This window comes from Massilia sp. Leaf139 (assembly GCF_001424165.1).
Taxonomy (GTDB): Bacteria; Pseudomonadota; Gammaproteobacteria; order Burkholderiales; family Burkholderiaceae_D; genus Telluria.
Map to the genome: position 1 here is coordinate 1 of NZ_LMOJ01000026.1, position 26,879 is coordinate 26,879.

Consider the following 26,879-nt stretch of genomic DNA (forward strand, 5'->3'; position numbering starts at 1 on the left):
GCGCCGGCACAGCTTCAGCAATGACATGTCGCCGGCCGAGTATGAAAAGCAGTATTTTCAGCGGCTCTCGAGTGTCTAGAAAAGCCGTGGCGATTCATTGTGCCCATCGTAGGCAACAGCAACGCCGTTGATAACGTGACTCGGATCGCCTTCGGCAATCGTGCATTTGTCATGCCCCTTGATGGGACAACTGCATGCGTCACCAACGCATGCGACCGGTATTCCGTCGACCGTAAAATACGTGGCGCTCACACTTTCGACCTTGCCACCATGCGACGTAGCGTCACCCAAGCGAATCACATTGGGCATCGCTCAGCCTTTCTCATTGGGCAGGATACCTTCGCCACGGCCACCTTCCAGCCTGGGATCGGTAGCGTCTTTCGGAAGGTCATCAGAGGGAGAGATTTGCGCGATTAAGGTTGGCTGCGTCGTCATGTCTGCAAGAGAACGCGCATCATCGTAGCTGACCAGTTTCCAGACCGTCGCCGTTCGGTAGGAGGGCCGTTCCCCCTTGAGTTTTTGCCAGATCGACGGCTCACCGATCGCGACCACATGCGGCATACGGTCGCCAGCCCGGATGTGTTGACGCCGGTTGTCGCCCGCTGGCCCCGGCGCATCGTGTTCCCACCAGCCGGTCTCCGGGCAGGTGCGCCCGGTTGCGGCGAGTTCGCCCAGCGCCAGGCGCGGACCGGTGTCGGCGGATTTGGCGGGCACGGCGCGGGTCGGGCGCCCGCGGATGGTGCTGGTGATTTTGTCCCAGACTGCGATGGCTTCTTCGTCGGTCAGGCTGGCCTTCGCGGAGCCGGCTGCGTTGCCGCCGACGCCGGTTTGGAATTGGATGTCGGCGTACGGTCGGAATTGGTCATGGGGAACGCCCGTGAACTTAGCCTGGAAGTCGTGATAAGAATGGACGTGTTCTTCGTCGGGATTAAGCACGAGGACCTCGTAGCCGGTTTTCCAATCATGTATCTGGCGCGGGCTTTCGCGGAAGTATTTAATTTTGGCGATCGCTGCCTTCTCTTCGGGCGTGGCTGGGTCTTCCTTGATACGCTTCCACTGGGCTTGGAGTGAGTCGCCCTCTGGGTTGTGAGGATTCGATGGTGCGACATAAATTGAAAAATGCGCGTCGGGGAACTCTTTCAAACGAAAGCCGATACGGATGTGCTCCATAAGATCATCCTGTGTTGGATTTTGTTTATCCGACAAAAAAAAGTGTTCGATGCAGTTGCCGGGCTCGGCAGGGGCTTCGTCGTCCGCACGTTGTCGCAGGCGGCGGGCCATGCTTTTTATGTCTGCGATGACTTCGTCTTTTTGCCTTTTCAACGGACGCGCATCAATAATGACGCCGTCATTGTTTAATCTAAAGAAGCCACTAATTTTCAGCTCAGCCATCGCTTCAAAGCCTTCGTAGCCGGTGACGATTTGCCCTTCAGGCTGCCGCATCTCGTCCACTGAAATCAGCAAGGGGATGTTATTAAGGTAAATGGCCTTTTCACTTTTCAGCTCGTCGACGAACTTCTGGGCCAATCCCTTCACTTCATCCACGCTATCACGGTAGATGGTGACGCCCAGCGGGACATCCGTGCCCCCCCAGACGACGGCAGCCGATGCCGGCACGTCGACCATGAACCGGCCAAAGCAGACAGTTTTCGTTTTCTCGAACAAGGGTTGCAGGCGGGGAGTAAGGGCGGTCATGTTCGGCGTCTTCCATTCTTTCGGGTGAGGGTCGCATGCCGCGAGCAGCAGGCTCGCGGCAGCAAGCGGAATAAGGATGAGGCGTCTGATGGCGGTCGGGTACATGGTATTCCTTTCAGCATTTCCAGCTTGCCTTCTGGGCGATGCGCACGATGCTGTACAAGGTCGAGGCGATAGCCTGGGGATCCTTGTAGCTGGACTGATGTTCGTAGCCGGTCTGGCGGAACACGCCTTTGAACATGCCGCTGTGCAGCTGGTGATCGGCGGACTTGGCGGGCACCGTCTGATCGCCAGGTGCGCTTGCTGGAAGAATTGTCGCGTGAATCGATTTATTACCACTCGGGTTTGAAATCGGCGCGGCAGAAGCCTTGCTGAGATTAGAACTGGGGATGGAGGGGCTCTCTGCAAATGTCTTGCCACGGTAGTTGACATCCCAACGGACCAGTTCGAGCTTCCCTTGTTTGGTATCGCTGATAATAGGCCAGTCCTGCCACCCGCTGGGGTCGGCACAGTTCCTGATTTCCCATACCACTTCGCCAAAGCTTTGTCGCCCGCGGTCGGCACCATAATGGGCGTAACTGTTGAGGTGGTAAGTGCCCGCGATCGTCTGATGAAATTGCTGCACCCGATCCAGATACCCGCATGTCCGCTCGAACGACCCGCCCCCTTGCTTTGGCGTGCGATTGGATGGATTGATCCAGTCCTCTCGGAACAGCGCATACCATTTATCCTGCAGCTTGTAGATTTCATTGTAGGGATCGCCCTGCTTCGGCCAGTCTTCCAGGTCGCGCCCACCGTGACGCACCCGCAGCCAGCCGTTGCCGTAGGATTCGGTAGGCAACAACTGCAGTGCGCCCTGAGCGTTCGCCAGCACCGCCGTCACTTCGTCGCCATAATTGCCGGCTACCTTGGCGGCAAGGCTTTCCTGCGGCGAGCTCATCATGCCCGGATCCTCGAATCCCGCCCGCATGCGTTTGTAGGCGGCAGGCGCGCCGATCGCCGGCATCACGCCGTGCACGATGCCCAGCACCTTGTCCTGCAGATTGCCATAGGCCGGATGCACCAGCGCCCGGCCGACCAGCCCGCCCATCGAATGGGTGACGACGATCACCTGGTTGCACTCATAGCCGGCGCCGTTCAGGTCATCGATGACCTTGTTGATGCGCTTCGCGATGATTTTCGCGCTGTCACCATTCGACTGCAGCCAGTTGTAGCCGAACGAGTAAACGGCAAACCAGCAGCCAGTGACCGCCCTTTTAAGTTCGTCCTCGGTCAATACTTGCTGAGGTAGACTGGGGTCGGACCTCCATACCTGTGGATCAACGCCAATGACATCGCGCCACTCAGGCCGCATTTTGCCATTGCTGAAAGTGTTGTTCAGGCGAGATTCCAGGTGCTGCAGCAAAACGCCGTAACTCTTGAAAAATACTTCGCCCCAGCCGCGTGCTCGCGCCTTTTGGACCGCAGTACTCCCGTTCGGCGTGGTCACCGGGTCGCTCATCAATAGAGGAGAAGTAAAGTTCTCCCCCAGGGTAACATTGCCATGCCGTCCATCGCCCGTGACGTCAGGCGACCCGGAAGGATCGTAGATATCGACCGTGGTATGCAGCGGATCTAGTCGCAGTTGCCGTTCACGCGGCGGACTCTTCGCATTCGTGCTGATGTTCGACGCCCCAAGCGCATCTGGCCGCCACGCAATATTGTCGCTCTGCTTCAACTCTTTCTGCCGCTCGGTGCTCATCCGCAAATTCGACCCCATGATGCCCGGCAGAAAAATAACCGGCAACACCCGCTTCGGCAGCATCCGCGCACACTGCGGCTTCTTGTCCTGCTTCGGTCTCGCAAACCCTTCGGCTTTGCGGGCGGCGCCGGCATGATGTTGCGCAGGCAAAGGATGTTCGGCAGTCGTCATCACATGCTCCCTATGGTGTATCAGTCGTCCAGCGCCTCGATGCTGTAGCGTCCAAACGAAATGGCGCTGCTAAAACGCTCGGTCAGCCCGTTCGCGTCGGTCCGTCCCTCGAACGTCCGGCCGTCTTCAGTGGTGATGCGATAACGCTGGTTCTTCATCGGCTCATCGGTCCCGATCCAGCGCAGCACGGTCTGCTGGTCGTGCTGCGCTTCGCTCTTCGGCGACGTCACGGCCGCCGGGCTGCCGCCTCCCGGTCCGATATGCGCGAATTTCGACGATTTGATAGTGTGTTCGCCGCTGCTCTGCTGAGTGATGACGCCGGCGCCGATATCCACCTGGGCACCATGCGCCACGATGCGGATCTTGGGCGCCTGTAGCACGATCTCGTCGGTGGCAGTCAGGACGATACGTTTGGAGGAAGTGACCTCGATATCGTCGCCGTGTGTCTGCAGTTCGAGCTTGCCGCTGGCGGCAATCAGCTTGATACCGAGTCGGTGTGCAAACAGGCTGATGCTTTCCGAAACGCGCGCCAGCAGTTTCCTGCCGACTGAGAGCTGGGTATTGCCGATGCTGAGCACATCGATATGCGTCTGCGCGCCGATCGCAATGTTGTCCTGGCTGGTCATGGCGACGCCGGCCGGCGCGGACAGCGCCACCACGGGTTGGCCGCCGGCGCCGTCCTTTTCGGTATTGCTGCCGGCTTCCCACTGCTTCAGGTAGCCGATCAGTTGTTCGAGCTCCCCGTCGTCGGTACTGTCCGCGTGATGCGTCGACGCCAGTTCAGCCAGTTGCTTCTGCAGTCCCTGCAAGGCCTCGGCCAGGCCGAGAAGCTCGCTTCGATCCAGTTGCTTTCCGCTCGCATTCTGGCGTGCCGCAGCGCTAATCAAGACGCCTTGTGCGCCCCGAAGCGCAACGGCATGGTCGCTGCGCAGCTCCGCGCCTTCGCCGCGCGCCTCGCCCTTGCCGTCCTTGCGCGGGTGGGTCAGCCATCCCAGGTTCAGCTCGCTGTGACCGTACTGGGACGATAACTGGGCATTAATCTGGTCCGGCGTGTCGTCCAGCCGCAACTGGTTGTAGCGGTTGCCGCCGACCTCCTTGCTCTTGATGCCGGCCACGTATCGGTTTCCAGGCAGCGCTCCGGCATGACTGAACGCAGGGGGCGGCGCGGTGCGCCCGTAGACTTGGCCAACGATGATCGGCTTATCCGGATCGCCACCGAGGAAGCCAACCAGGACCTCATCGCCGACGCGCGGCAGCGTGATCGTTCCCCATTGATTGCTGGCCCAGGTGCTGGCGACCCGTATCCAGGCGGAGTCCCGGTCGCTGCCGCTGGCACCGGCACCTTGCGCATGCTCGTGGTCTTCGACCCTGGTGCCGGGAAAGCGTACCTTGACCCGGCCGTATTCATCGCAATGCACTTCTTCGCCGGGAGGGCCGACGACGATTGCACTTTGCAGCTGCGGACGCGGCAGATCGGTACGCGGATCGAATGCCGGCACGATCGGAACGCTGCGGCGAACGCAGGCAAAGCGGTTCGTGTAGCGCATGCCGCGTTGATCGCTCGCCTGGCGCAGAGCGCTGTCGAATTGAGCTTCATGCCACCGGTTGAGCGCAAACAGGCGCTGTATCCGATCGTCGAGTGCCTTCGGCAGGTTGTTCTCCGCATCGACCTCCAGGCGCGTGATGACAAACTCCCGTTCCTGCGGCGAGTGGGTGTCGATATCCGGATGGCCGCTCAAGGCGATCCATTCCCCGATACAAAGCGCGCGCACACTTCCTTCGCCATAAAAGCACTTGGATTCGTACTCATGGCGCTTCATGCGCAGTTCGCCAAGCTCGCGGTAATCGTCGCCGTCCTCCCCAGCATGCGGCACGTCGATCAGGTAGTCATCGAGACCGAGCGCGAAACGGTTACCGGTCGCGCCCTGGTCGATACATGACGGCGTATTGGCGGTCATCGGCCGGCCCTGCAGGTAGTCCCAGCTGAGACGGTTGAGATTGCCTGGGACGAGCTTGCGTACCGGACTCCACGCGAAGATGGTATCGCTTTGCTCGGTACCGTCGTCCCGGTGGTAGCGCACCACGCCGGAGGCATTTTGCGGCAGCGTGAATCCGTCGTTGAACAGCACCAAGGTGTGTGCTGGCATGTCCTCACCCTGTGATTCGCTGGCGAACCCTGGGCGCATGAACCACGCAATACCGCGTCGTTTCCACAAGCGGCGCAAGAAGTCGGCATCGGACTCGTTGTGCTGCATCGTGAATTCGCGGGCCGGGAAGCTGCCTTTCAGATGCGACCAGTCCACGTCGAATGCCCTGGCCAGCACCGGGTTTTTCTGGCGCCACTCGTCCACAATGACCTGAGTAATGTCCAGTTCGTTCATGTTGCGGAAGACCCGGGTACTGGTGCGCTGCTCCATCAGCGCCAGTGCATCGCGCAGCACCAGTTCATAGGTCGCCAGGCCACCATCGCTCTGGCCGGCAGCCGCTTGCGCGACAATGCCGCACACCGCGCGCATCTTGCCGCTGTCCGTTACGAACTGCAGCTCAAGGGGTAAGGCGATGAGCTCCTTCAAGGGGAGGTCTGCGCGCCCCGATACACATAGAAGCCGATATTCCAGCCCGCCGCACAGGGCTTCGCTGCCTGTGACTCGCTTGACCAGCAGGACGTCGTCGAGCACATCCTTCTCTTGGTATAGTCGTACACGAATGGGGCGATTCGCCTCGCTCAAGCCGGACGCCCACTGTAGCAGATCCTTGAGATTCATTAGAGCTTCCTAAGCAGAGCCATTCACCTGTGATATCTGTTTTTAGTACGTTCCAAAAATCAATGGTACGTACCTGAAACGGCGATATCTTTGATGCTGAACAATCTCATGCTCGGGCCTCACTTACGGCCCTGGGGACGCTCATAGTCGAACGAACAATTAACAACAGATCGGAACGTCTCAGCCACGCACTGAAACTGTTGGTACTTTGTTGGTATCTGACCGACGATGCTCAGCCCTGACCTTAGCGCTCATGCGCAATCGGAGAGGTTCGTCGATTCCAGTCGGGGGGACCAAATTCCAAGCGAATCCCTCAGAGCAAGGGATCGCTTATCGGTAACCAGCCGGACATAGCCGAGAATGGCCGCCACGATCAGGGCCGCCCCGCCAAGGAGTGCAGCAGTCCCCGTCGCTGTAAAAAGCACCAGGGCGCCACAGAGCAGCATGCACACACTGGCGGCGTATGCCGTGTCCTGTCTCCCGCTGCCGGCGCTGTCGATTTTTTCGAAAGAAATGTCGGACAAGTTGGCGCGCTCCGGATGACTATTCCCTATCGTCTCGTTTGAATATTCCAGCGTCGGTGCTGCTCTGGAAAACACGTTTCTAATATGGCGCCTCGGACGCGATGTCTTCAGCCCGAAGCATGCCTCGTGGCTTCCTCTTTAACTCAGCACTCACTTGCCGGTCGACAGACTCTTTCCACCCTCGTCCCAGTTTGTTGGCTATCGCCGAGTCCATTACCGAGTTGTAACCAGCGACGAACGCTTCCTGTTGAGATCCATTTGGCGCGATGTCATTGCACAGGTCGGCCATTACCTTGACACCCGAAGCGCAGTACAGTGCCTTTCGGATTTCATATTCCCGAATGTGCGTCCGATTCTCGAGCGCAAAGGTACAAACAGGCACGTACACTTTTAAGCTCCCAGCTTTGAGGTCTGCTTTTGCAAGCATCTCGCCTTTTGACCGATGCGCGGCCAAGTCAAGTCCAACATGGACATACACGACCGTCGGCGACGCAGCAATGCCGGGGGCGTGGTAAGAGCCGAGAAGCACGGCAGCAACGCACATCGCTGACAGGAATGGACGCATGGCAAGGCGTCTCAAGTTTCGATACTGCGACTTCATCGTTACTCCGATCATTACCTGCTCTACGAAGAACCCGAAACCGACGGTCGCGGTGCTACAAAGGCCTTTGCGATGTCGCCTCAGCGAGCAGCGCGGCATGTATCTCGTGAATCACCGGCGCACAAAAGCGGTTCATCGAATCGAGCGTCATCCTTAGCGGAAGATCGTCGAAGCTCAGAAAGAACGGCCTCCACTTGATCAGGACGATCCACATCCGATCGCCCCCTGTATCGATCCGCTTGAGCACGATCCATTAAACTTGCGCACGAAGTCGGCAGCCTGATCGGGAAAGCTTTCCCAGGCCGTGTCCTCAGTGATCGTCAGGCTGGGATTCCCCGAAGCCATGGTCTCGATGGTAGGCAGCTTCATATGCCTTTGATTAGCGAAGAAGAAAGAGGCATGAACGTCGGCTTCCTGCCGATCGCAGACGTCCGTAAAGGCTCAGTGTACGAAGCGGGTGCCATTGTGACAAGCGCCAACTGTCATGCGATACCGCCTCCGATCGCACCGGGCGTGCGGAGCCTCCGTCCCCATCCACGCTATCATCCCCACTCCCGAGCCTGTTTGGAGTGCCCGATGTTCGAGTTCATCACCAATTTCCTGGAAAAGAGCGGCTATCTCGGCGTGTTCGCGCTGATGGCGCTGGAGAACATTTTTCCGCCGATTCCGTCCGAGATGATCATGCCCTTCGCCGGCTTCGTCGCCGCCCGCGGCGACCTGAATGTGGTCGGCGTGCTGGTGGCCGGCACGGCGGGTTCCGTGGCGGGCGCCCTGCCCTGGTATTACGCGGCCAAGGTCTACGGCTGCAAGCGCCTCAAGCAGCTGGCCGAACACCATGCGCGCTGGTTGACCGTGACGCCCGAAGACATCGACCATGCGCTCGAGACCTTCCGCAAGCATGGCCGCAAGGCGGTGCTGTTCGGGCGCCTGATTCCGGCCGTGCGCACCCTGATCTCGGTGCCGGCCGGTTTGGGCAACATGTCGCTCGCGCAGTTCCTGCTGTATTCGGGGATCGGTTCGCTGGCCTGGACGGGCCTGCTGACGGCGGCCGGTTTCCTGCTCGAGAATAACTACAAGGAGGTGGCGAAGTATGTCGATCCGGTGTCGAAGGCCGTCCTCGGCGGCATGCTGGCCTGGTATCTGTACCGCGTGATCACCTACAAGAAGCGGGCCACGTCCGGCAGCCCCAAGAAGGAACACGAAACGCAATAGGCCCTCAAGAGGCCTCGAGCGCCGCGGACTGGCGCGCCACCGCGGCGCGCGCCGTGGCCAGCGCCTGCGCCGCCAGCGTGGGCCGGGGCGCCGCTTCCGCCCGCGCCAGCGCCGTGGCCGCGCCGTGCAGGCCGAGCGTGGTGCAGCCTTCGCGCAGGCGGCGCAGGCGCTCCGCCACCGCATCGGCTTCGCCGCGCGCCAGGGCGGCGTCGATAAAGGCTTCCCCCTCGTTCAGCTGGCGCGCCAGTCCGCCGAGATAGAGCGCCAGCCGATCGGGGCCGATGCCGAGGCGGCGCGCGCTGGTGGCCGGATCTTCATCGGCCGCGAGCGCCATCAGGTGCGGGCGCAGGCCCTCGATGCGGAAGGGTTTCACGACATAGCCGTTCGCGCCCAGCGCCTCGGCCTCGCCCATGGTTGCCGCATCGTTGGCGGCCGAGACCAGCACGAAGGGCAGCCCGGCCAGCTCCGTCGTGGCGCGCACGCGCGCCAGCAGTTCGGTGCCCGAGAGCCCGGGCATGCGCAGGTCGCAGAAGACGATCGCGGGCAGCGAACCCGATTGCAAGCCGGCCTGCAGCTGGCGCCAGGCGTCAGCGCCGTCCTCGGCTTCGAGGATCTCGTACTTGCCGCAGCTGTCGACCAGATGCATCAGCATCATGCGCGACACCACGTCGTCATCGACCACCAGCACCTTCATGACCGCTCCCGGAAATATGTTGCCCTGAGTGTTGCTCTGAAAACATTATACGACGACCAGCTGATCAGGCCGGCAACCCTTCGAAGGGTGCGAGCCCGGCGTCGAGGCGCGGCAAGGCGGCTTGCACGTCGCCCAGCCGGCCGCGGTCGGCCGCCGCTTCCAGCGCCGCGCACAGCTCGGCCAGCCCGGCCTCGCCCAGGTGGGCGGCACTACCGCGCAGGCCGTGCAGCACGCGCGCGCAGGCTTCGGCGTCGGCCGTGTCGAGGGCCGCACGCAGCTCGGCGCGGCGGCGCGGCAGGTCGGCGGCGAAGGCCGCACGCATGCGCGCCTGAAACGCGGCGGCGCGATCCTCGGGCGGCGGCGCCGCTGTGGCCGGGGCCATGGCGTCGCCGACGCCGAACATGGCGTCCAGCTCGGCCGTGCTGGGCGCAGCGGGCGCGCCTGGGCTTGCAGGCGCCATCGGCGGCAACGCGATGCCGCGCTGCAGCTGGCGCTCGATCGCGCGGCTCAGCTGGTAGTGCAACGCCGCCTCGTCGATCGGCTTGGCCAGGAAGCCGTCCATGCCGCAGGCCAGGTAGCGGTCGCGGTCCTCGTCGCTGGCGTTGGCGGTGAGCGCGACGATCATCAGGTGCTGATCGAGCACCGGCGCGTCCAGGGTGCCGCCGGCGCGGATCAGGCGGGTGGCGGTGGCGCCGTCGATGTCCGGCATGCGCCCGTCCATCAGGATCAGGTCGAAGCGGGTGCGCGCGCAGGCGGCGACGGCCAGCGCGCCGTTCTCGACGACCTCGATCTGGTGGCCCATCTCCTCGACCATCATGCGGGCGATGATCTGGTTGGTGGCGAAGTCCTCGGCGCACAGCACGCGCAGGCGGTGGGTGTGCGGCAGGCGCGGCGCGTGTTCGATCGTCGGCGGCTCGACGCCGTCCGCCAGCGGCAGGACGAAGCTGAAGGTGCTGCCCTTCCCCTCCACGCTGGTGACGCCGATGCTGCCGCCCATCAGCTCGACCAGCTGACGGCAAATCGCCAAGCCGAGGCCGGTTCCGCCGTAGCGGCGCGTCGTCGTGCTGTCGGCCTGCTCGAATTTCTGGAACAGGCGCGGCAGCGCGCTCGATGCGATACCGATTCCGGTGTCTTGCACCGAAAAACGTATCATGTGCCGCGTGCCTTCGGCCTGGTCTTCAGGCCGGCGTTCGATGCGCAGCGTCACCTGCCCGCTCGGCGTGAACTTGAAGGCGTTGCCGACCAGGTTGATCAGCACCTGGCGCAGGCGCGTCGGGTCGCCCAGCACGAAGCGCGGCAGGTCGTCGCCCGGTTCGATCGCGAAGCCCACGCTGTGCGCGGCCGCCTGTTCGCCGAACAAACCGACCACGTTGCCGATCGCGGCGTCGAGCGCGAAGTCGATGTTCTCGATGGTGAGTTTACCCGCCTCAATCTTCGAGAAGTCGAGCAGGTCGTTGATGATCGCCAGCAGCGACTGGGCGTTCGCCTGGCCGCGCGCGATCTGCTCGCGCGTGCTCTCGCGCACGCCGCCGTCGCGCAGGGCGAAGCCGAGCATGCCGATCACGCCGGCCAGCGGCGTGCGCATCTCGTGGCTCATGTTGGCCAGGAACTCGGACTTCTGGCGCGCCGCGTCCTCGGCGCGCTGCTTGGCCAGCTGCAGGCGCTGCTCGTTGTCGTACAGGGCGCGGTTGGCCGCGGCCAGTTCGTCGGTGTTGCGCCGCACCTCGCGCTCGCGCTCGCGCAATTCCTCGGTCTGGCGTTCCAGCAGGCGGTTCTGCAGGCCGATCTCTTCGGTACGCGCATTCACCTCGCGCTCCAGGCGCAGCTTCTGGTTCGACAGGCGCCGCACGCGCATCGTAAAGCCGGCATAGCCGGCGCCGGCCAGCAGCAAGGCGCAGGCGCTGCGGAACCACCAGGTCCCCCAGGCCGGCGGCTCGACCGTGATCGCCAGGCGCGCCGGGGTCTCGCTCCAGACCCCGTCCTTGTTGGCGGCGCGCACCAGGAACACGTACTCCCCCGGATCGAGGTTGGTGTAGGTGGCAAAGCGCTTGCCGGCGTCGGCGCTGACCCAGCCCTGGTCGAAGCCTTCGAGCTTGTAGGCGAAGCGGTTGCGCTTGGGCGCGGCGTAGTGCAGGGCCGAGAATTCGAGCGAGAAGACCGTGTGCTTCGACGACAGCGTGATCGCATGCGCGTTCTCCACCGGCCCGTCGAGCAGGCTAGGGTCGGCCTGCTGCACCGGCTGGTTGAAGATCTGGATGCCGGTGATGACCGCGCGCGGGGCGATGCGGTTGTGGCGCAGCGCCCGTGGGTCGAAGGCGGTGATGCCGTTGAAGCCGCCGAAGTACAGGGTGCCGTCCGGCGCACGCAAGGCCGAGATGTCGAAATAGGCGCCGTCGATGGTGCCGTCGGCCGCCGTGTAGCTGCGCCAGCGGTTGGTGGACGGGTCGAAACGCGACAGGCCGCTGGCGGTGCTGACCCAGATCACGCCGTCCAGGTCTTCGAGGATCGACGCCACCGAATCGTCGACCAGGCCGTCTTTAGTTGTGTAGCGCACGAAGCTGACCGAGCCGTCGGCCGCGGTCACCATCTTGTTCAGGCCGACGGCGGTGCCGACCCAGACATTGCCCCCACGGTCTTCCAGCAGCGCGTGCACCTCGTCGTGACTGAGGCTGCTCGCGTTGTAGGCGTCGTGGCGGAAATGGCGGAAGCGCTTGTTGACGCGGTCGAGCAGATCCAGGCCGTTGAAAGAGCCGACCCAGAAGCGCCCGCGCCGGTCTTCCAGCACCGGACGCACGATGTTGTCGGCCAGGCTGGCCTGGCGATTCGGGTCGTGGCGGAAGGTCTCCAGATCGCCCGTGCGCGGTTCGAGCCGGTGCAGGCCGCCGCGCGTGGAGATCCAGACCGCGCCGTCGCGCCCCAGCGTCAGCGCGCGCACGTTGTTGGCGTTGACGTCGCCCGGCACCAGCACGCGGCGCGTGAAGCGCCCGCTCGTCACGTCGAAGCGCGTGATGCCGGTGCGCCCGCCGATCCAGACGATGCCGTCGCGGTCGCGTACGACGGCATTGATCGAGGGGTCGATCGGGCTGTTCGGGTTGTCGGGCTCGTGGCGCCAGATGCGGTAGGCGGCGGCGCCGCTTTTTGACGGATCGTACAGCTGCAGGGTGCTGGCGCTGGCCAGCCACAGTTTGCCGGTGCCGTCGTTGTCGATGGCGCGCACGCGGTTGTCGGCGGGGATGCCGAAGCCGTCCTCGGCGCGCACGATGCGTGCGAAGCCGCCGCTGCCGAGATCGACGCGCGAGACGCCGCCATACCAGGTGCCGACCCAGAAGGTGCCGACGCGGTCGCGAAACAGCGAGGCGATGTGGTCGTCGGCCAGGCTGTGCTTGTCGGTGACGATGCGGCGTGTCGCCTCGAAGCGGTCGCTCGATGCGTCCCAGCGGTACAGGCCGTCGTCGTGGCCGCCGACCCAGACCTGCCCCTTGCCGTCGTCGTAGAGCACCGAGATCCAGACCCGCGGGATGCCGTCCTCGGGGCCGTAGCGGCGCGCGGGTGCGCCAGCCGCGGCCAGCGGCATGCGTTCGAGTCCGGTCAGGAGGCCGATCCAGAGATTGTCGGTGGCGTCGACCAGCAGCGCCTGCACCGCGGGCCGGTCGTTCGACGCCAGCGCGTGGTGCACGAAGCGCTGCGCGCCAGGGTCGAGGCTGTCGACGCCGGCGGCGGTGCCGATCCAGAGGCGGCCGCGGCGGTCGCGGGCGAGTGCGTTGATGTCGTCGCTGACGAGACTATGCGGGTCGCCGGGGCTATGGTGCCAGGTCGTGAAGCGCCCGCTGGCGATGTCGAAATGCTGCAGGCCGTCGGCGGTGCCGAGCCAGAGGCCCTCCTTGCCGTCGTCGATGATGGCGCGCACGTGGCGGTTGCCGTTGCCGCGCCGCGCCGGCTCCTCGGGCAGGAAATGGCGGAAGGTCTGGGTCGCCGGATCGAACAGGTCGAGGCCGCCGTCGCTGCCGATCCACAGGCGTCCGTACTTGTCCACGTGCAGCACGCGCACCCAGTTGTTGCCCAGGGTTTCGGGCCTGCCGACGGCATTGCGGTAATTGACGTAGCGGTAGCCGTCGAAGCGCGACAGGCCGTACTGGGTGCCGAACCACATGAAGCCGTCGCGATCCTGGGCCATGGCCAGCACCGATTCCTGGGCCAGGCCGTCTTCCACGCCCAGGTGTTCGAAGCGCAGGGTCGGCGCCGGCGCGGCCCAGGCCGGCGTGCCGAAACAGGCGGCCAGCAGCAACAGCAGTGCCGGCAGCAGCGTCCTCAGGTATTGCGCGGTGGATGGGAAAATAGGCAGTTGGGCGTTCACTCCGTAAGGTTATCAAACAAAGCAGAGCCCAAGGGCAATTATTGCCTTTAAGCTAAAGCTAATCGCCTTTCGCCACCCCTTCGCGTCGCGGATCCGCACCACCGAACCACCAGGGCTCGCCGTGGATCGGCAGGCGCATGATGCCGTGCAGTCCGGAATTCTGTTCGCTCTGGCGCAGCGCGTGGCCGCGTGCCTTGAGCGCGTCGATCGTCGCCTGCGGGAAGCGCCCCGCTTCCAGTTCGGTCGGGCCATTGCGGCTGCCGAAGTTCGGCAGCGCGATCGCCTGCTGCACGTTCAGGCCCCAGTCGAGGGTGCCGACCAGCACCTTGGCCACGTAATTGATGATGGCCGGGCCGCCGGGCGAGCCGACCGCCAGCACCAGCTGCCCGGTCTTCTTGTCGAACACGACGGTCGGCGACATCGCGCTGCGCGGACGTTTGCCGGGCTCGACGCGGTTGGCGATCGGGCCGTTGGCATCGCGCGAGTCGAAGGAAAAATCGGTGAGCTGGTTGTTCAGGATGAAGCCGTTGACCATCTGGCGCGAACCGAAGGCGTCCTCCACCGTCGTCGTCATCGACAGGCCGGCGCCCTTGCCGTCGACCACCACCAGGTGCGAGGTCGAGGGCGTCTCGATGGCGTTGTCCTTTCCCCAGGCCACGTCCATCCCCGGCGGCTTACCGGCCGGCGCTTCGCCCAGCGACTTCTCGCCGATCAGGCCGGCGCGCTGGGCCAGATAGCTCTTGTCGATCAGGCTCGGCAGGCCGCGGCCCGGCAGCGGGACGAAGTCGGTATCGGCCGCGTAGCGGTTGCGGTCGGCATAGGCCAAGCGCCCCACTTCCGAAAACAGGTGCACGGCGTCCGGCCCCGGCACGCCGTCCTTCGGCGCGAGGCTGGCCATGTCGCGCGTCTCGAACATGCCCAGCATCTGCGACACCGCTATGCCGCCCGAGGATGGCGGCGGCATGCCGCAGACGGTGTAGGCGCGGTAGTCGCTGCAGACCGGCTCGCGCAGCTTGGGGCGGTAGTCGGCGATGTCCTTGGCCGTCAGCAGACCCGGATTGGTCGGGTGGCCCTTGACCTTGGCCGCGATGTCGCGCGCAATGTGGCCCTTGTAGAAAACGTCCGCGCCGCCCGCGGCGATCTCGCGCAGGGTCTTGGCCAGGGCCGGATTCTTGAGGACGTGGCCGACCGGCCAGGGCTTGCCGGCAGGGTCGTAGAAATAGTTGGCGGCCGCCGGATCCTTGCGGATGTGGGCGTCCCAGGTCAGCAGGCCATTCAGGCGCGGACTGACCGCGAAGCCCCGTTCCGAGAGCCGGATCGCCGGCGCGAACAGGGTTTTCCAGGGCAGCTTGCCGTGCTGCTTGTGCGCCAGCTCCAGCATGCGCAGCACGCCCGGCGCACCGACCGAGCGGCCGCCGACCACACCCGCCGTGCGCGACAGCGGCGTGCCGTCCGGATTCTGGAACAGGCGTTCGTTGGCGGCTTTCGGCGCCGTCTCGCGGCCGTCGAAGGCCTGCACCTTCTTGCCGTCGTAATGCATGAGGAAGGCGCCGCCGCCGATGCCCGAACTCTGCGGTTCGACCAGGGTCAGCACCAGCTGGGTCGCGATCGCCGCATCGATCGCGGCGCCGCCCTGCTTCAGGATCTCGTAGCCGGCTTCCACGGCCAGCGGATTGGCGGCGGCGACCATGTACTTGCGGGCGGCCCAGCCGGCTTTTTCCTGGTAGCCGGTGGCGATTTCGGGGGCGCGCTGGGCGGTGTCCTGTGCCAGCACCGGTTGCGCGGCGCATGCCAGCAAGGCTGCGGCCGCGGCAAACATCTTCAACTTGGTCATCGGATCTCCAAATGCAAAACGGGCGTGCGAGGTGTCCGCACGCCCGATACCGTTGGCATCCTACATCAAATTGTCAGATGCTTCTTTCCGGTAGTTACTTCGGCTGCATGCGGATGGCACCGTCCAGGCGGATGGTTTCGCCGTTGAGCATCACGTTCTCGATGATCGCCTTGGCCAGGTGCGCGTATTCCTTCGGCATGCCCAGGCGCGGCGGGAACGGCACCATCTTGCCCAGCGAATCGCGCACTTCCTGCGGCATGCCCATCAGCATCGGCGTCTCGAAGATGCCCGGGGCGATCGTCATCACGCGGATGCCGCTGCGCGCCAGGTCGCGCGCCATCGGCAGCGTCATGCCGGCCACGGCCGCTTTCGAGGAACCGTAGGCCGCCTGGCCGATCTGGCCGTCGAAGGCCGCGACCGAGGCGGTGTTGATGATGATCCCGCGCTCGCCGTATTCAGCGCCTTCCGTGTTGCCCATCGCTTCGGCCGCCAGGCGCGACATGTTGAAGGTGCCGACCAGGTTGATGTTCACCGCGCGCTGGAACACGTCCAGCGGATGCGGGCCGTCCTTGCCGACGGTCTTCACGGCCGGCGCCACGCCGGCGCAATTGACCAGGCCACGCAGCGTGCCCATGGCCGTTGCGGCCGCCACGACCGCCTGGCCATCGGCTTCGGAGGTGACGTCGCACTTGACGAACTGGCCGTTCAGCTCGGCCGCCAGGGCCGTGCCGGCTTCCACCTGCACGTCGGCGATGACGACCTTGCCGCCCGCTTCCGTGATCATGCGCGCAGTGGCCGCTCCCAGGCCCGACGCACCGCCGGTGATGATGAACACATTGTTCTGAATTTGCATGGTTTTCCTTTTTGTCCCTGTTGGCGTTTCCATTGACGTTTACGTTAACGTCAACCCACGGGATTGTAGCGAACTTTTGCAAGGAATAACCACGTTTGTCGTAAAAGCCTGCCGGGCCGTCCTGCACCCAGGTTTCCTTAGAAGCACTGCACCGTCGATCCGCTGCGCGTACACAGCCGGCCCTGGCTGTTGACGGACGCATTGCCGACGCCGCCGTTGTAGGTGGCGCCGTTGGTATCGGCACAGCTGCTGCCGACGCAGCTGATCTGCGCCGGGCCGGGATTGCCCGCCGCCGGCTGGGGCGGCGGAGGCGCTGCCAGCCGGGCCGGACTGGCGGCGAGCGCGGGCACCACGTCCACCCGCTGCGGCGCCGAGCGGCGCGCGCTGCGGTTGGCGTTCTTTTTTTGCTCCTTGTTTTTTTTCACCGCCGGATCTTGCGGCTGCGGGGCGGGACGCGCCGAAGGATCAACTTCCTGCTGCCGGCCCGCCGGGGTGGCGCCGGCCTTTTCTTCCTGGGCTTGCGGGGTCTGCTCGGGCTGGGCGCCCGGCTCGGACTTGAGCGGCTGCGGGTGCAGCACCGGGCCGTAGCTGGGGCCGGCTGGGGCCGGGGTGCGCTGGTTTGCCTGCCCCTGGGACTGGGATGCCGTCTGCCCGGCCGCGGTGGCGGCGGCCAGTGCCACCAGCAGCGCCACGGCGATCTGGATAGCGCGCAGTGGTTTCGAATGTTTGGCGTGTTTCATGTTCGCCTCCGTCGGCGGCTTCATTGATACCCCATTATCCGCCGCCGTGCCCGTACACGGCGCGCGCCTTCGTCCGCCTGGCCGCGGCCTGTGTGCCTGCGCGTGTCATGTTTGCGTCAGCTTCGCGCGGTAGGCTGAGCGACAATCCGCCCGGCGAGGCGCGCGAACTCACATGAATGGAGACGGCAATGCAGACGGTTCAGGAACTCTACGCCTCAAAACGCGGCAGCGCCCTCGATGCGCTGGCCCACCTGCGCGACGACGACATGATCGTCGTGCCGACCGGCGTCGGCGAGCCGCCTACCCTGCTTACGGCCCTGTCGAACGAACGCACGCGCTGGCGCGGGGTGCGCGTGGCGCAGATCCTGGCCATGCGCAAATACGGCTATTTTGACCAGGACACGGCGCAGCATGTGCGCCACGCCGCCCTGTTCTTCGGCGGCGCCTCGCGCGCCAGCGGCCAGGGCGGCTGGTGCGATTTCATCCCCAACTATTTTTCGGAAATTCCGTCCCTGATCGAGCGCGACCTGATGCCGGCCGACGTCGTCTTCGCGATGGCCTCGAGCATGAACGCCCAGGGATATTTCGCGCTCAGCCTGGGCACCGACTACACGATGGCGGCCGTCGCCAAGGCGCGCGTGGTGGTGCTGGAGGTCAATCCGAACGTGCCCTTCGCGCATGGACACTGCCACATCCACATTTCGCAGGTGACGAGCCTGGTCGAAAGCGAGGACCCGATCCTCGAAGTCGGCCTGCCGGCCATCGGCCCGGTGCAGGAAGCGATCGGCAAGTACGTGGCCGAGATGATCGAGGACGGCTCGACCCTGCAGATCGGCTATGGCGGCATCCCGGACGCGGTCGTGCAGCAACTGACGCACAAGCACGACCTTGGCGTGCACACCGAGATGATCGGCGACGGCATCCTCACCCTGGTCGAATGCGGCGCCGTCACGAACCGCAAGAAAACCCTGCTGCCTGGGAAGATGGTCGCCACCTTCGCCCTCGGATCGCGCCGCCTCTACGAATTCATGCACCACAACCCGATGCTGGAGATGCATCCGTCGAATTTCACCAACGACCCGTACATCGCCGGCCAGAACGACAAGCTCATTTCGATCAACGCCAGCCTGCAGGTCGACCTGCTGGGCCAGTGCGGCAGCGAAAGCATCGCCCACCTGCCCTATTCCGGCACCGGCGGGCAGGTCGACTTTGTGCGCGCCGCCAACCGTTCGCGCGGCGGCAAATCCTTCATCGTACTGCCCTCGACCGCCAAGGACGGCACCGTGTCGCGCATCGTGCCCACGCTCACGCCGGGCACCCATGCGACCACCAGCAAGAACGACGTCAACCATGTGGTGACCGAATACGGCGTGGCCCAGCTGCGCGGGAAGTCGGCGAAGCAGAGGGCGCAGGCCTTGATTGCGATTGCGCATCCGGATTTTCGCGGGTGGTTGCGCGAGGAAGCCAACCGCATGTGCGTTTTTTAGCAGCGGCCGACAAAGGCCGCATGGCGGCGTTGCAGCGTCTCGCCCTGCGACCTTTGTCAACCGCTGCAAATTTCAGGGCAATCAGGCCGGCGGCGAACCGTCGTGCATCGTCCGCTTCAACTGCGTGCGCAGTTCGGGCGAATCCTGGTGGCCGTGGACGCTGACCGCGTGCTGCACCGCCACCGCCATCAATTCCTGCTCGCTGTCGGCCGCGATCGTCACCGTGCAGTTCATGTCGCTCGGAAACTCGCGGCAGTCGATGTATTTGCGTGCCATGATTGCCTCCTCAGCAGGTGTCTACGTCTTCAGTGTAGGCGGCGTGGATACCAGTTCAAGTGAGCCGGACTACAGGAGAAACGATGAGCGAGAGCATCAGGATCGAAGAGCAGGATCATCTGCGCGGGTCGCGCGAAGCCGAGGTCATGCTGGTCGAGTACGGCGATTTCCAGTGCCCTTATTGCGCCCGCGCCCATGCGGCTCTGGACGAATTGATGGAAGAGCATGACGGCCGCGTGGCCCTGGTCTACCGCCATTTGCCCCTTAGCGACCTGCACCCGTCGGCCCTGCTGGCCGCCCAGGCGGCGGAAGCGGCCGGCGCCCAGGGCAAGTTCTGGGAGATGCACGACGCCTTGTTCGAAAACCAGGATCGGCTCGATGCGGACAGCCTGCCGGCGCTGGCGCTCGATCTCGGCCTGGATGCAAAGCGTTTCAAGCGCGAACTCGACGAGGGCACCCACCGCGCCCGGGTCGAGGCCGACGCACAGCAGGCGCGCGCGCTGGGCGCCCATGGCACGCCGACCTTCTTCATCAACGGCGAGCGTTACCAGGGCGACTCGGATCACGCTTCGCTGGCCGCGGCGCTGAAAGGGGCGCTCGGGGAAGGCTGAAACCGCAGGTTCAAACGGCGGGCGAGGCGGCGGGTGCCGCCCCAGTCCTCCTCATTGTTGGCCGGAGACGCGTGGCTCCTGCGCCACCGTCGTGCGCGCAGCCGCGCTGGCCGGCGCCAGGGCCGGCTGGGCCGCCGGCTTGGCCGACCATTTCAGCTGGGCGATGTCCGGTTCCGACACCGCCACCCAGCCTGCCGCCGGCAGCAGCGGCACCATCAGCAGCGCGACGATGTTGATGATCTTGATGAGCGGGTTGACGGCGGGGCCGGCCGTGTCCTTGTAGGGGTCGCCGACCGTGTCGCCGGTGACGGCGGCCTTGTGGGAGTCCGAGCCCTTGCCGCCATAGTTGCCGTCCTCGATGTATTTCTTGGCGTTGTCCCAGGCGCCGCCGCCGGTCGTCATCGAGATCGCCACGAACATGCCGGTGATGATGGTGCCCATCAGGAGCCCGCCCAGCGCCGCCGGGCCGAGCAGCATCCCGACGGCGATCGGCACCACCACCGGCAGCAGCGAGGGGATGATCATTTCGCGGATCGCGGAGGCCGTCAGCATGTCGACCGCCTTGTGGTACTCGGGCTTGGCCGTGCCGGCCATGATGCCCTTGATGTCGCGGAACTGGCGCCGCACCTCGACCACCACGGCGCCGGCCGCGCGCCCCACCGCTTCCATCGCCATGGCACCGAACAGGTAGGGAATCAGGCCGCCGATGAACAGGCCGACGATCACCATCGGGTTCGACAGCTCGAAGGCCATCGACATCCCGGCCGTGTCGAGCGCGTGGCTGTAGTCGGCGAACAGCACCAGTGCGGCAAGACCCGCCGAGCCGATCGCATAGCCCTTGGTGACGGCCTTGGTGGTGTTCCCGACCGCATCGAGCGGATCGGTGATGGCGCGTACCGAATCGGGCATGCCGCTCATCTCGGCGATGCCGCCGGCGTTGTCGGTGATCGGGCCGTAGGCGTCGAGAGCGACGATGATACCGGCCATCGAGAGCATCGACGTCGCCGCGATCGCGATCCCGTACAGCTGGCCGAACTGGTAAGCGACCAGGATGGCGATGCAGACGACCAGCACCGGATACGCGGTCGACTTCATCGACACGCCCAGGCCGGCGATGATGTTGGTGCCGTGGCCGGTGGTGGAGGCTTCGGCGATGTGGCGCACGGGCTTGAAGTCGGTGCCGGTGTAGTACTCGGTGATGTAGACCATCAGGCCGGTCAGCACGATGCCGACGATGGCGCACCCCAGCATGCTGCCGCGCATGACGCTGTCTTCCCAGACCAGCCAGGTGACGACGACAAAGCCGAGCAGCGACAGGCCGGCGGCCCACCACAGGCCCGTGTACAGGGCCGACATGATCTTGCGGTTGGGTCGGGCGCGCACCATGGAGCAGCCGACGATGGAGCCGATGATCGAAACCGCGCCCAGCAGCAGCGGATAGACGACGGCCGCGCCGTTCTCGCCGCCGACCAGCAGCGCGCCCAGCAGCATGGTGGCGATCAGGGTGACGACATAGGTCTCGAACAGGTCGGCCGCCATGCCTGCGCAGTCGCCGACATTGTCGCCGACGTTGTCGGCGATGACGGCCGGGTTGCGCGGATCGTCTTCGGGAATGCCGGCCTCGACCTTGCCGACGAGGTCGGCGCCGACGTCGGCGCCCTTGGTGAAGATGCCGCCGCCGAGGCGCGCGAAGATCGAGATCAGCGAGGCGCCGAAGGCCAGCCCGATCAGGGGCTCGATGATGGCGTGGCGCGTCTGGCTGCTGCCGGTGGCGGTGGGAGCGGCCGTGGCGGTGAGGTACCAGTAGAACAGGGTCACGCCCAGCAGGCCGAGGCCGACCACCAGCATGCCGGTGATCGCGCCGCCTTTGAAGGCGACCGCCAGGGCCTGGTTCAGCCCGATCGAGGCGGCCTGGGCGGTGCGTACGTTGGCGCGCACCGAGACGTTCATGCCGATGAAGCCGCAGGCACCCGAGAGCACGGCGCCGGCGAAGAAGCCGAGTGCGGTGCGCGATCCGAGCAGCGCATAGATCGCGACCAGCAGAACCAGCCCGACGATGCCGATGGTGCGGTACTGGCGCCCGAGATAGGCCGAGGCGCCTTCCTGGATCGCTTGCGCGATTTCCTGCATGCGCGCGTTGCCGGCGTCCTGCCGGAGGATCCAGGTGCGGGCCCAGAGCCCGTAGAGTACCGCGATGACGCCGCATGCCACGGCAAACGCGAGATAGTTCGCAGCCATATCGTCCCCTTAGTTTTTGATCAAGTCACAACCACACATTGATGAATGCTTCACCTAACTGGCGAAGCAGTCTCGCTCACTGCGTACTGCAAAACTTTGATACAAACCTATGGTGCGAAGAGCGTGTCCAAAAATCTCCATGGCGGCGTTGCCTCGTCTCGCCGTACTAGCGTACTGTCTTCGACGATGCGCCTTGCCCCGAAGGTTTTTGCCCACGCTCGTGGCGGGTGCGTCATCCGGACAAAAAAAAGCGGACGTTGCCGTCCGCTTCCTGTCTTACTCCGAGAGCGCGGCGAAGGCCGCGTCGCGTACTTGTTCCACCGGCCCCACGCCCGTGATCTTGCGGTACTTCGGGGCGCCCGGCAGGCCCGACTGGGCCCAGTTGTTGTAGTAGCCGAGCAGCACTTCGGTCTGGTTATGGTAGACCTCGAGGCGCTTCTTGACGGTTTCTTCCTTGTCATCGTCGCGCTGCACCAGCGGCTCGCCGGTGATGTCGTCGACGTCGGCCACTTTCGGCGGGTTGAACTTGGTGTGGTACACGCGGCCCGAGGCCGGGTGCGAGCGGCGGCCGCTCATGCGCTCGACGATCAGCTCGTCGGGCACGTCGAACTCGAGCACGTAGTCGACGGTGATACCGTTGTCCTTCATGGCGTCGGCCTGGGCGATGGTGCGCGGGAAGCCGTCAAACAGGTAGCCGTTGGCGCAATCGGCTTCCTTCAAGCGGTCTTTTACGAGCCCGATCATGATGTCGTCCGACACCAGTCCCCCTGCGTCCATTACTTTTTTCGCCGCCAGGCCGAGCTCGGTGCCGGCCTTGATCGCCGCGCGCAGCATGTCGCCGGTGGAGATCTGCGGGATATTGTATTTTTCCTTGATGAAGTTAGCCTGGGTGCCTTTGCCGGCGCCAGGCGCTCCTAACAGAATGAGACGCATGAAATTTCCTAAGACGGATGTTGAAATTTGTAATTGTGTTGGCAACAAATGCGGATTGATGCATATCTGACTACCTTGGTACGAAACTTACCACAAAAGTAAGCCCCAACGCCAATCCCGGCTGTTGCAACAATGGTTTATTGATGCAGCGCAGGCAGTCTAGAAATCAATTTCCACGCAGATCAATACGCCTCATTTAAGACGCATAGTGGAGGCGTACCCGCGCCAGGTCTTCCGGCGTATCGACGCCGCCTTCGGGGGCGCTGTCGGTCACGTGCACCGCGATCGGGTAGCCGTGCCAGAGCACACGCAATTGTTCGAGTGCTTCGACCTGTTCCAGCGGCGCGGGTGCGAGACCCGGATACGCTTGAAGGAAAGCATTGCTGTAGGCATACAAGCCGATATGGCGCAGCGGCGCAAAGCCGGCCGGCAGCGCGTCGCGGCTGGCGGCAAAGGCATCGCGGTGCCAGGGGATGGTGGCGCGCGAGAAGTACAGCGCCCTGCCCGCCTTGTCGAGCACCACCTTCACGACGTTCGGATTGAACACGTCCGCCACTGCGTCGAGCGCGTGGGCGCAGGTGGCCATCGGCACCTCGGCGTTGATGCGGCCGGCGCAGGCGGCCAGCAGCGCCGGGTCGATCAGCGGCTCATCTCCCTGCAGGTTGACCACGACGGCGTCGTCGGCCAGGCCCAGTGCGCGCGCCACTTCGGCGATGCGGTCGGTTCCGGACGGATGGTCGGCGCGCGTCATGCGCGCTTCGATGCCGTGCTCGGCGCAGGCGGCCAGGATGTCGGGGTGGTCGGTGGCGACGACGATGCGGTCGGCGCCGGACGCGCGGGCGCGCTCGGCGACGCGCACCACCATCGGTTTGCCGCCGAGGTCGGCGAGCGGCTTGTTCGGCAGGCGGGTCGAGGCGAGGCGCGCCGGGATGATGACGGTGAAGCCCATGCCGGTCTTCAGACCGCTTCGATCTTGCGCGCCTGGTCGGCCCACATGATCGGAATGCCGTCGCGGATCGGGAAGGCCAGGCGGTCGGGGCGGCACGTCAGTTCCTGGGCCTTCTTATCGTATTCGAGTGGTCCCTTGCACAACGGGCAGACCAGGATATCAAGCAGGCGAGCGTCCACGACATTTCTCCACAATATGTTCGGCCAGGGCGGCGTCGATGCGCGCCGTGACCGGGACGACCCACAGCCGCGGATCGTCCTTCAGGTTTTCAAGTTGCCCACATTTTACTGCATCCTTCTCGGTGATCAGGATGACATCGGCGTCCGCGCTCGCGAACGGGTTCTCGCGGAAATCGTAGTGGTCGGGCAAGGGCAGCTCGGCAAAGCGCAAGCCGGCGCCGCGCAGCAGGGCGAAGAAGCGCCCCGGATTGCCGATCCCGGCCGCGGCCAGCACGCGCTGCCCCGCAAAGGACGCCAGCGGCCGCCGTTGACCCGAATCGCGCATTTGCTCGGCCGTATCGCCGACCAGTTGCATCCGGTAAGGCGAACCGCCGACCGCGGCGGCGAGCGCCGGCGTGATCTCGGGGGCGTTGACGAGGGTGAAGTCGCGCCTGCGCGACGGCGCTTCGCGCAGCGGCCCGGCCGGCAGCAGCCAGCCATTGCCGACCCCGCGCCCGTCGAACAGCAGCACTTCGATGTCGCGCGCCAAGGCGTAGTGCTGCAGGCCGTCGTCGGTGATCAGGACGTCGACCTCGGGATGCAGATCCAGCAGCGCCCTGCCCGCCTCGAAACGCTCCCGCGCCACCACGACCGGCACCCCGGCGCGGCGTGCGATCAGGAGCGGCTCGTCGCCGACCTCGCGCGTATCCGAGTCAAGCGTCACGGCGCGCGGCGCCTCGCCTTCGGCCCCGTGGCCGCGCGAGATCACGCCGGGCTTGAAACCGGCCTGCACCAGGGCTTGCGCCAGCCAGATCGTCAGCGGCGTCTTGCCGGTACCGCCAATAAAGATATTGCCGACCACGATGACGGGTACGGGCAGGCGCCCTGCCTTGACCACGCCGGCGCGATACAGCCCGGCGCGCAGGCCGGCGAGCATGCGGAACAGCAGCGACAGCGGCCACAGCGCGCAGGCGAGCGGGCCGCGGCGCAGCCAGGCGCGCGTCAGCGTCGATTCGAGGAAATTGTTCTTTGACATAAGACGGGAGCGCGGCGCCGCCGGCAGACTGCACCGGGCCTGCGCCGCTTCCGTGGATTACTTCTTGCCGCCGGTCTGGGCCGCGAAGGTCAGCTTGTCGTAGCCGGCCACGCGCGCCGCTTCCAGCACGTTGATCACCATCTGGTGCATCGCGAACTGGTCTGCGTTGACGATGATGACCGGATCCGCCACCGGCTGGCCGTTGGGGCCGGAACGGGCCGCGGCGCGCAGGTCGTCGGCCAGGCCGGCCACGCTCGTGAAGGAGACCGGGGTGTTGTTCACCGTGTAGTTCCCCTTGGCGTCGACCGTGACATTGATCTCGAAGGGCTTGTCGGCCACCTTCTCGGCATCGGCCGTCGGCAGCGTGATCTGCAGCTCGGTGAACTTGCTGTAGGTGGTCGAGACCATCAGGAAGATGAGCACGACCAGCAGCACGTCGATGAACGGGATCAGGTTGATTTCCGGATCCTCGCGCTTGCGGCCGCGGCGAAAATCCATCATTTGCGCGCCCCGTGCACGACGTCGACGAATTTCACGGCCTGCAGTTCCATGTCGATGATGAAGCTGTCGACCAGGGCGCGGAAGTGGCGGTAGGCGACCAGGGCCGGCATGGCGATCGCCAGGCCGAAGCCGGTGTTATACAGCGCCACCGAAATGCCGTGCGCGAGCTGGGCCGGATTGGCGCCGCCGGTGGCGTTTTGCGAGCCGAAGATCTCGATCATGCCGACCACCGTGCCGAACAGGCCCATCAGGGGCGCGAGCGAGGCGATGGTGCCGAGCGTGGTGAGAAAACGTTCCAGCGTATGCGAGACGCCGCGGCCGGCCTCTTCGATCGATTCCTTCATGACGTCGCGCGGCGCGTCCACATTGCGCAGCGCGGCGGCCAGCACGGTGCCGAGCGGCGAATTCTGTTCGAGCGTATTGATGACTTCCGGCGTGGCCTTCTTGTTGCGGTAGACCTGGATGACTTCGCCGAGCAATTGCTTCGGCAAGATCTTTTCACGGCGCAGGTAAATCAGGCGTTCGATGATCAAGGCCAGGGCGACGATGGAAGCAATCAACAATGGCCAGATGGGCCAGCCTGCGGCTTGAAGAATGGCGAACAAGTGAACTCCTGAAAACGGTGGAAAGGCTGAGCGAAATGCTGAGGTACGAATCCGGCAATGTAGCAAGTTGGCAGCAATGCGGCAAGTACAGTTCTGCACAAGTTCTGTGGATAAAATTGTGCGCAAGGCCTGGTTGCGGATCAAAGCATGTTGATTCTTAAGGGAATTTTTCCCTTGCGCAATAATGTGGCACAGAGGGAAATGGTACTTCCCTTGTAACCATACGCGCTTTTTGCCTAGTTCGAAAATGCCAGGACTTGTTAACATTTTTTGTGGATAAAATTGTGCGCAAGGGTCATATGCATGAGTTAACTCGTTGATTTAACTCAACATTACCTTGGCGATCAAAAATGCGGCACGTCAACTCTGCCGTATGCGGCCGATTGGGCGCACGAGGTTTCCCACAATTTTTGTGGACAAAATTGTGAGCAAGAACCTCGCCTCGGCACTAAGTACTTGATTTAAAACAATAAGATCCTACTGGCGCGTAAATGAGCACGTTGCGCTTATCCACATGCCCAGTACTGGCGGCCTCGGCCATATCAGAATCCAGCGGTCGCGTCTTGTCGGAAGCCGGCTTTGCACACATTCTGTGGAAAAGAATGTGCGCAAGCCGGCCTGAGCCAGCTTAAGTGCTTGATTCAACACGATTTAATGTTACTGCCGGTTTTTGTGGCAGCCTCGGCGCTCGTGATACGCACCGTGTTCTGCACATTTTCTGTGGACAAAATTGTGAGGAAGCGCCTTGATCGAGCGCAAGTACATTGATTTCAAAGGAAAAACCGGTGCTGCATAAAATCGCGGCACTCGTTTGAATGCTTGCTGCCTGGCGCTACCATACCGGCCTGTACCAACGTACCGCTCCGAAATCCAGCGCCAACCCGAAGAATCCGCGCGCCTT

The 26,879-nt window shown here is 64.2% G+C and carries 21 protein-coding genes; 3 read left to right on the top strand and 18 right to left on the bottom strand.

Translation table 11 applies throughout. The features are described 5' to 3' along the window. Nucleotides 1–75 precede the first annotated feature (75 nt). From ASF77_RS23865 to ASF77_RS21070, 5 genes are all read right to left on the bottom strand, one after another. Entirely contained in the window at nucleotides 76–309 is a 234-nt protein-coding gene (locus tag ASF77_RS23865) for a PAAR domain-containing protein (protein ID WP_082493966.1), read from the bottom strand. A 3-nt stretch (nucleotides 310–312) separates the two neighbouring features. Further along, nucleotides 313–1,800 (bottom strand): T6SS immunity protein Tli4 family protein, encoded by a 1,488-nt coding sequence (locus ASF77_RS21050; RefSeq protein WP_056344253.1) that lies wholly within the window; start codon nucleotides 1,798–1,800, stop codon nucleotides 313–315. Nucleotides 1,801–1,810: 10 nt separating this feature from the next. After that, nucleotides 1,811–3,607: a triacylglycerol lipase gene (locus ASF77_RS21055; protein WP_056344258.1), complete on the bottom strand. Its 1,797-nt coding sequence runs from the start codon at nucleotides 3,605–3,607 to the stop codon at nucleotides 1,811–1,813. A gap of 20 nt (nucleotides 3,608–3,627) precedes the next feature. Next, entirely contained in the window at nucleotides 3,628–6,372 is a 2,745-nt protein-coding gene (locus ASF77_RS21060) for a type VI secretion system Vgr family protein (RefSeq protein WP_056344263.1), read from the bottom strand. Between the two features lie 603 nt (nucleotides 6,373–6,975). Beyond that, nucleotides 6,976–7,461 (bottom strand): hypothetical protein, encoded by a 486-nt coding sequence (locus ASF77_RS21070; protein ID WP_156648970.1) that lies wholly within the window; start codon nucleotides 7,459–7,461, stop codon nucleotides 6,976–6,978. A gap of 612 nt (nucleotides 7,462–8,073) precedes the next feature. Between ASF77_RS21070 and ASF77_RS21075 the strand changes: the two genes are divergently transcribed. Further along, the gene (locus tag ASF77_RS21075) at nucleotides 8,074–8,709 is read left to right on the top strand and encodes a DedA family protein (protein WP_056344271.1); all 636 of its coding nucleotides are present in this window, start codon (nucleotides 8,074–8,076) and stop codon (nucleotides 8,707–8,709) included. A 4-nt stretch (nucleotides 8,710–8,713) separates the two neighbouring features. Here the strand turns inward: ASF77_RS21075 and ASF77_RS21080 are convergent, their stop codons facing one another. The 5 genes from ASF77_RS21080 to ASF77_RS21100 all read right to left on the bottom strand — a co-directional run bounded on the left by ASF77_RS21080 (nucleotide 8,714) and on the right by ASF77_RS21100 (nucleotide 17,184). Beyond that, nucleotides 8,714–9,403: a response regulator gene (locus tag ASF77_RS21080; RefSeq protein WP_056344274.1), complete on the bottom strand. Its 690-nt coding sequence runs from the start codon at nucleotides 9,401–9,403 to the stop codon at nucleotides 8,714–8,716. Nucleotides 9,404–9,467: 64 nt separating this feature from the next. Continuing rightward, nucleotides 9,468–13,757 (bottom strand): hybrid sensor histidine kinase/response regulator, encoded by a 4,290-nt coding sequence (locus ASF77_RS21085; protein ID WP_229445535.1) that lies wholly within the window; start codon nucleotides 13,755–13,757, stop codon nucleotides 9,468–9,470. A gap of 58 nt (nucleotides 13,758–13,815) precedes the next feature. After that, a complete protein-coding gene (gene ggt, locus ASF77_RS21090) occupies nucleotides 13,816–15,591 on the bottom strand; it encodes a gamma-glutamyltransferase (RefSeq protein WP_056344276.1) in 1,776 nt (591 codons plus the stop codon). A 94-nt stretch (nucleotides 15,592–15,685) separates the two neighbouring features. Further along, on the bottom strand, nucleotides 15,686–16,444 hold the full coding sequence (locus ASF77_RS21095) for a 3-hydroxyacyl-CoA dehydrogenase (RefSeq protein ID WP_056344279.1): 759 nt from the start codon (nucleotides 16,442–16,444) through the stop codon (nucleotides 15,686–15,688). Between the two features lie 137 nt (nucleotides 16,445–16,581). Then, nucleotides 16,582–17,184: a hypothetical protein gene (locus ASF77_RS21100; RefSeq protein WP_156648971.1), complete on the bottom strand. Its 603-nt coding sequence runs from the start codon at nucleotides 17,182–17,184 to the stop codon at nucleotides 16,582–16,584. 188 nt (nucleotides 17,185–17,372) lie between these two features. On the opposite strand from ASF77_RS21100, the gene ASF77_RS21105 reads away from it, so the two are divergent. Beyond that, nucleotides 17,373–18,671: an acetyl-CoA hydrolase/transferase family protein gene (locus tag ASF77_RS21105; RefSeq protein ID WP_056344285.1), complete on the top strand. Its 1,299-nt coding sequence runs from the start codon at nucleotides 17,373–17,375 to the stop codon at nucleotides 18,669–18,671. Between the two features lie 81 nt (nucleotides 18,672–18,752). On the opposite strand, the gene ASF77_RS21110 is transcribed toward ASF77_RS21105, so the two are convergent. After that, complete coding sequence (locus tag ASF77_RS21110) at nucleotides 18,753–18,947, bottom strand: DUF1059 domain-containing protein (protein ID WP_056344288.1); 195 nt, start codon at nucleotides 18,945–18,947, stop codon at nucleotides 18,753–18,755. 83 nt (nucleotides 18,948–19,030) lie between these two features. On the opposite strand from ASF77_RS21110, the gene ASF77_RS21115 reads away from it, so the two are divergent. Then, on the top strand, nucleotides 19,031–19,558 hold the full coding sequence (locus tag ASF77_RS21115) for a DsbA family protein (RefSeq protein WP_056344293.1): 528 nt from the start codon (nucleotides 19,031–19,033) through the stop codon (nucleotides 19,556–19,558). Between the two features lie 51 nt (nucleotides 19,559–19,609). Here ASF77_RS21115 and ASF77_RS21120 read toward each other — a convergent pair whose 3' ends face one another. The 7 genes from ASF77_RS21120 to ASF77_RS21145 all read right to left on the bottom strand — a co-directional run bounded on the left by ASF77_RS21120 (nucleotide 19,610) and on the right by ASF77_RS21145 (nucleotide 25,978). Next, complete coding sequence (locus ASF77_RS21120) at nucleotides 19,610–21,796, bottom strand: sodium-translocating pyrophosphatase (RefSeq protein WP_056344295.1); 2,187 nt, start codon at nucleotides 21,794–21,796, stop codon at nucleotides 19,610–19,612. A gap of 276 nt (nucleotides 21,797–22,072) precedes the next feature. Continuing rightward, a complete protein-coding gene (gene adk, locus ASF77_RS21125) occupies nucleotides 22,073–22,729 on the bottom strand; it encodes an adenylate kinase (protein WP_056344298.1) in 657 nt (218 codons plus the stop codon). Between the two features lie 196 nt (nucleotides 22,730–22,925). Then, nucleotides 22,926–23,678 carry a 3-deoxy-manno-octulosonate cytidylyltransferase gene (kdsB, locus tag ASF77_RS21130; protein WP_056344302.1) on the bottom strand — a complete coding sequence of 251 codons (753 nt, stop codon included), beginning with the start codon at nucleotides 23,676–23,678 and terminating at the stop codon, nucleotides 22,926–22,928. An 8-nt stretch (nucleotides 23,679–23,686) separates the two neighbouring features. Further along, nucleotides 23,687–23,857, bottom strand: a complete 171-nt coding sequence (locus ASF77_RS23870; RefSeq protein WP_082493967.1) for a Trm112 family protein — start codon at nucleotides 23,855–23,857, stop codon at nucleotides 23,687–23,689. Further along, entirely contained in the window at nucleotides 23,838–24,872 is a 1,035-nt protein-coding gene (lpxK, locus tag ASF77_RS21135) for a tetraacyldisaccharide 4'-kinase (RefSeq protein ID WP_056344305.1), read from the bottom strand. Before lpxK ends, ASF77_RS23870 begins: the two co-directional genes overlap by 20 nt. Before the next feature lie 57 nt (nucleotides 24,873–24,929). Beyond that, nucleotides 24,930–25,370, bottom strand: coding sequence for a biopolymer transporter ExbD (locus tag ASF77_RS21140; protein WP_056344308.1), 441 nt, complete (start codon nucleotides 25,368–25,370; stop codon nucleotides 24,930–24,932). Beyond that, nucleotides 25,370–25,978, bottom strand: a complete 609-nt coding sequence (locus ASF77_RS21145; protein WP_056344313.1) for a MotA/TolQ/ExbB proton channel family protein — start codon at nucleotides 25,976–25,978, stop codon at nucleotides 25,370–25,372. The genes ASF77_RS21140 and ASF77_RS21145 overlap by 1 nt, the downstream gene beginning before the upstream one ends. Between the last annotated feature and the right edge of the window lie 901 nt (nucleotides 25,979–26,879).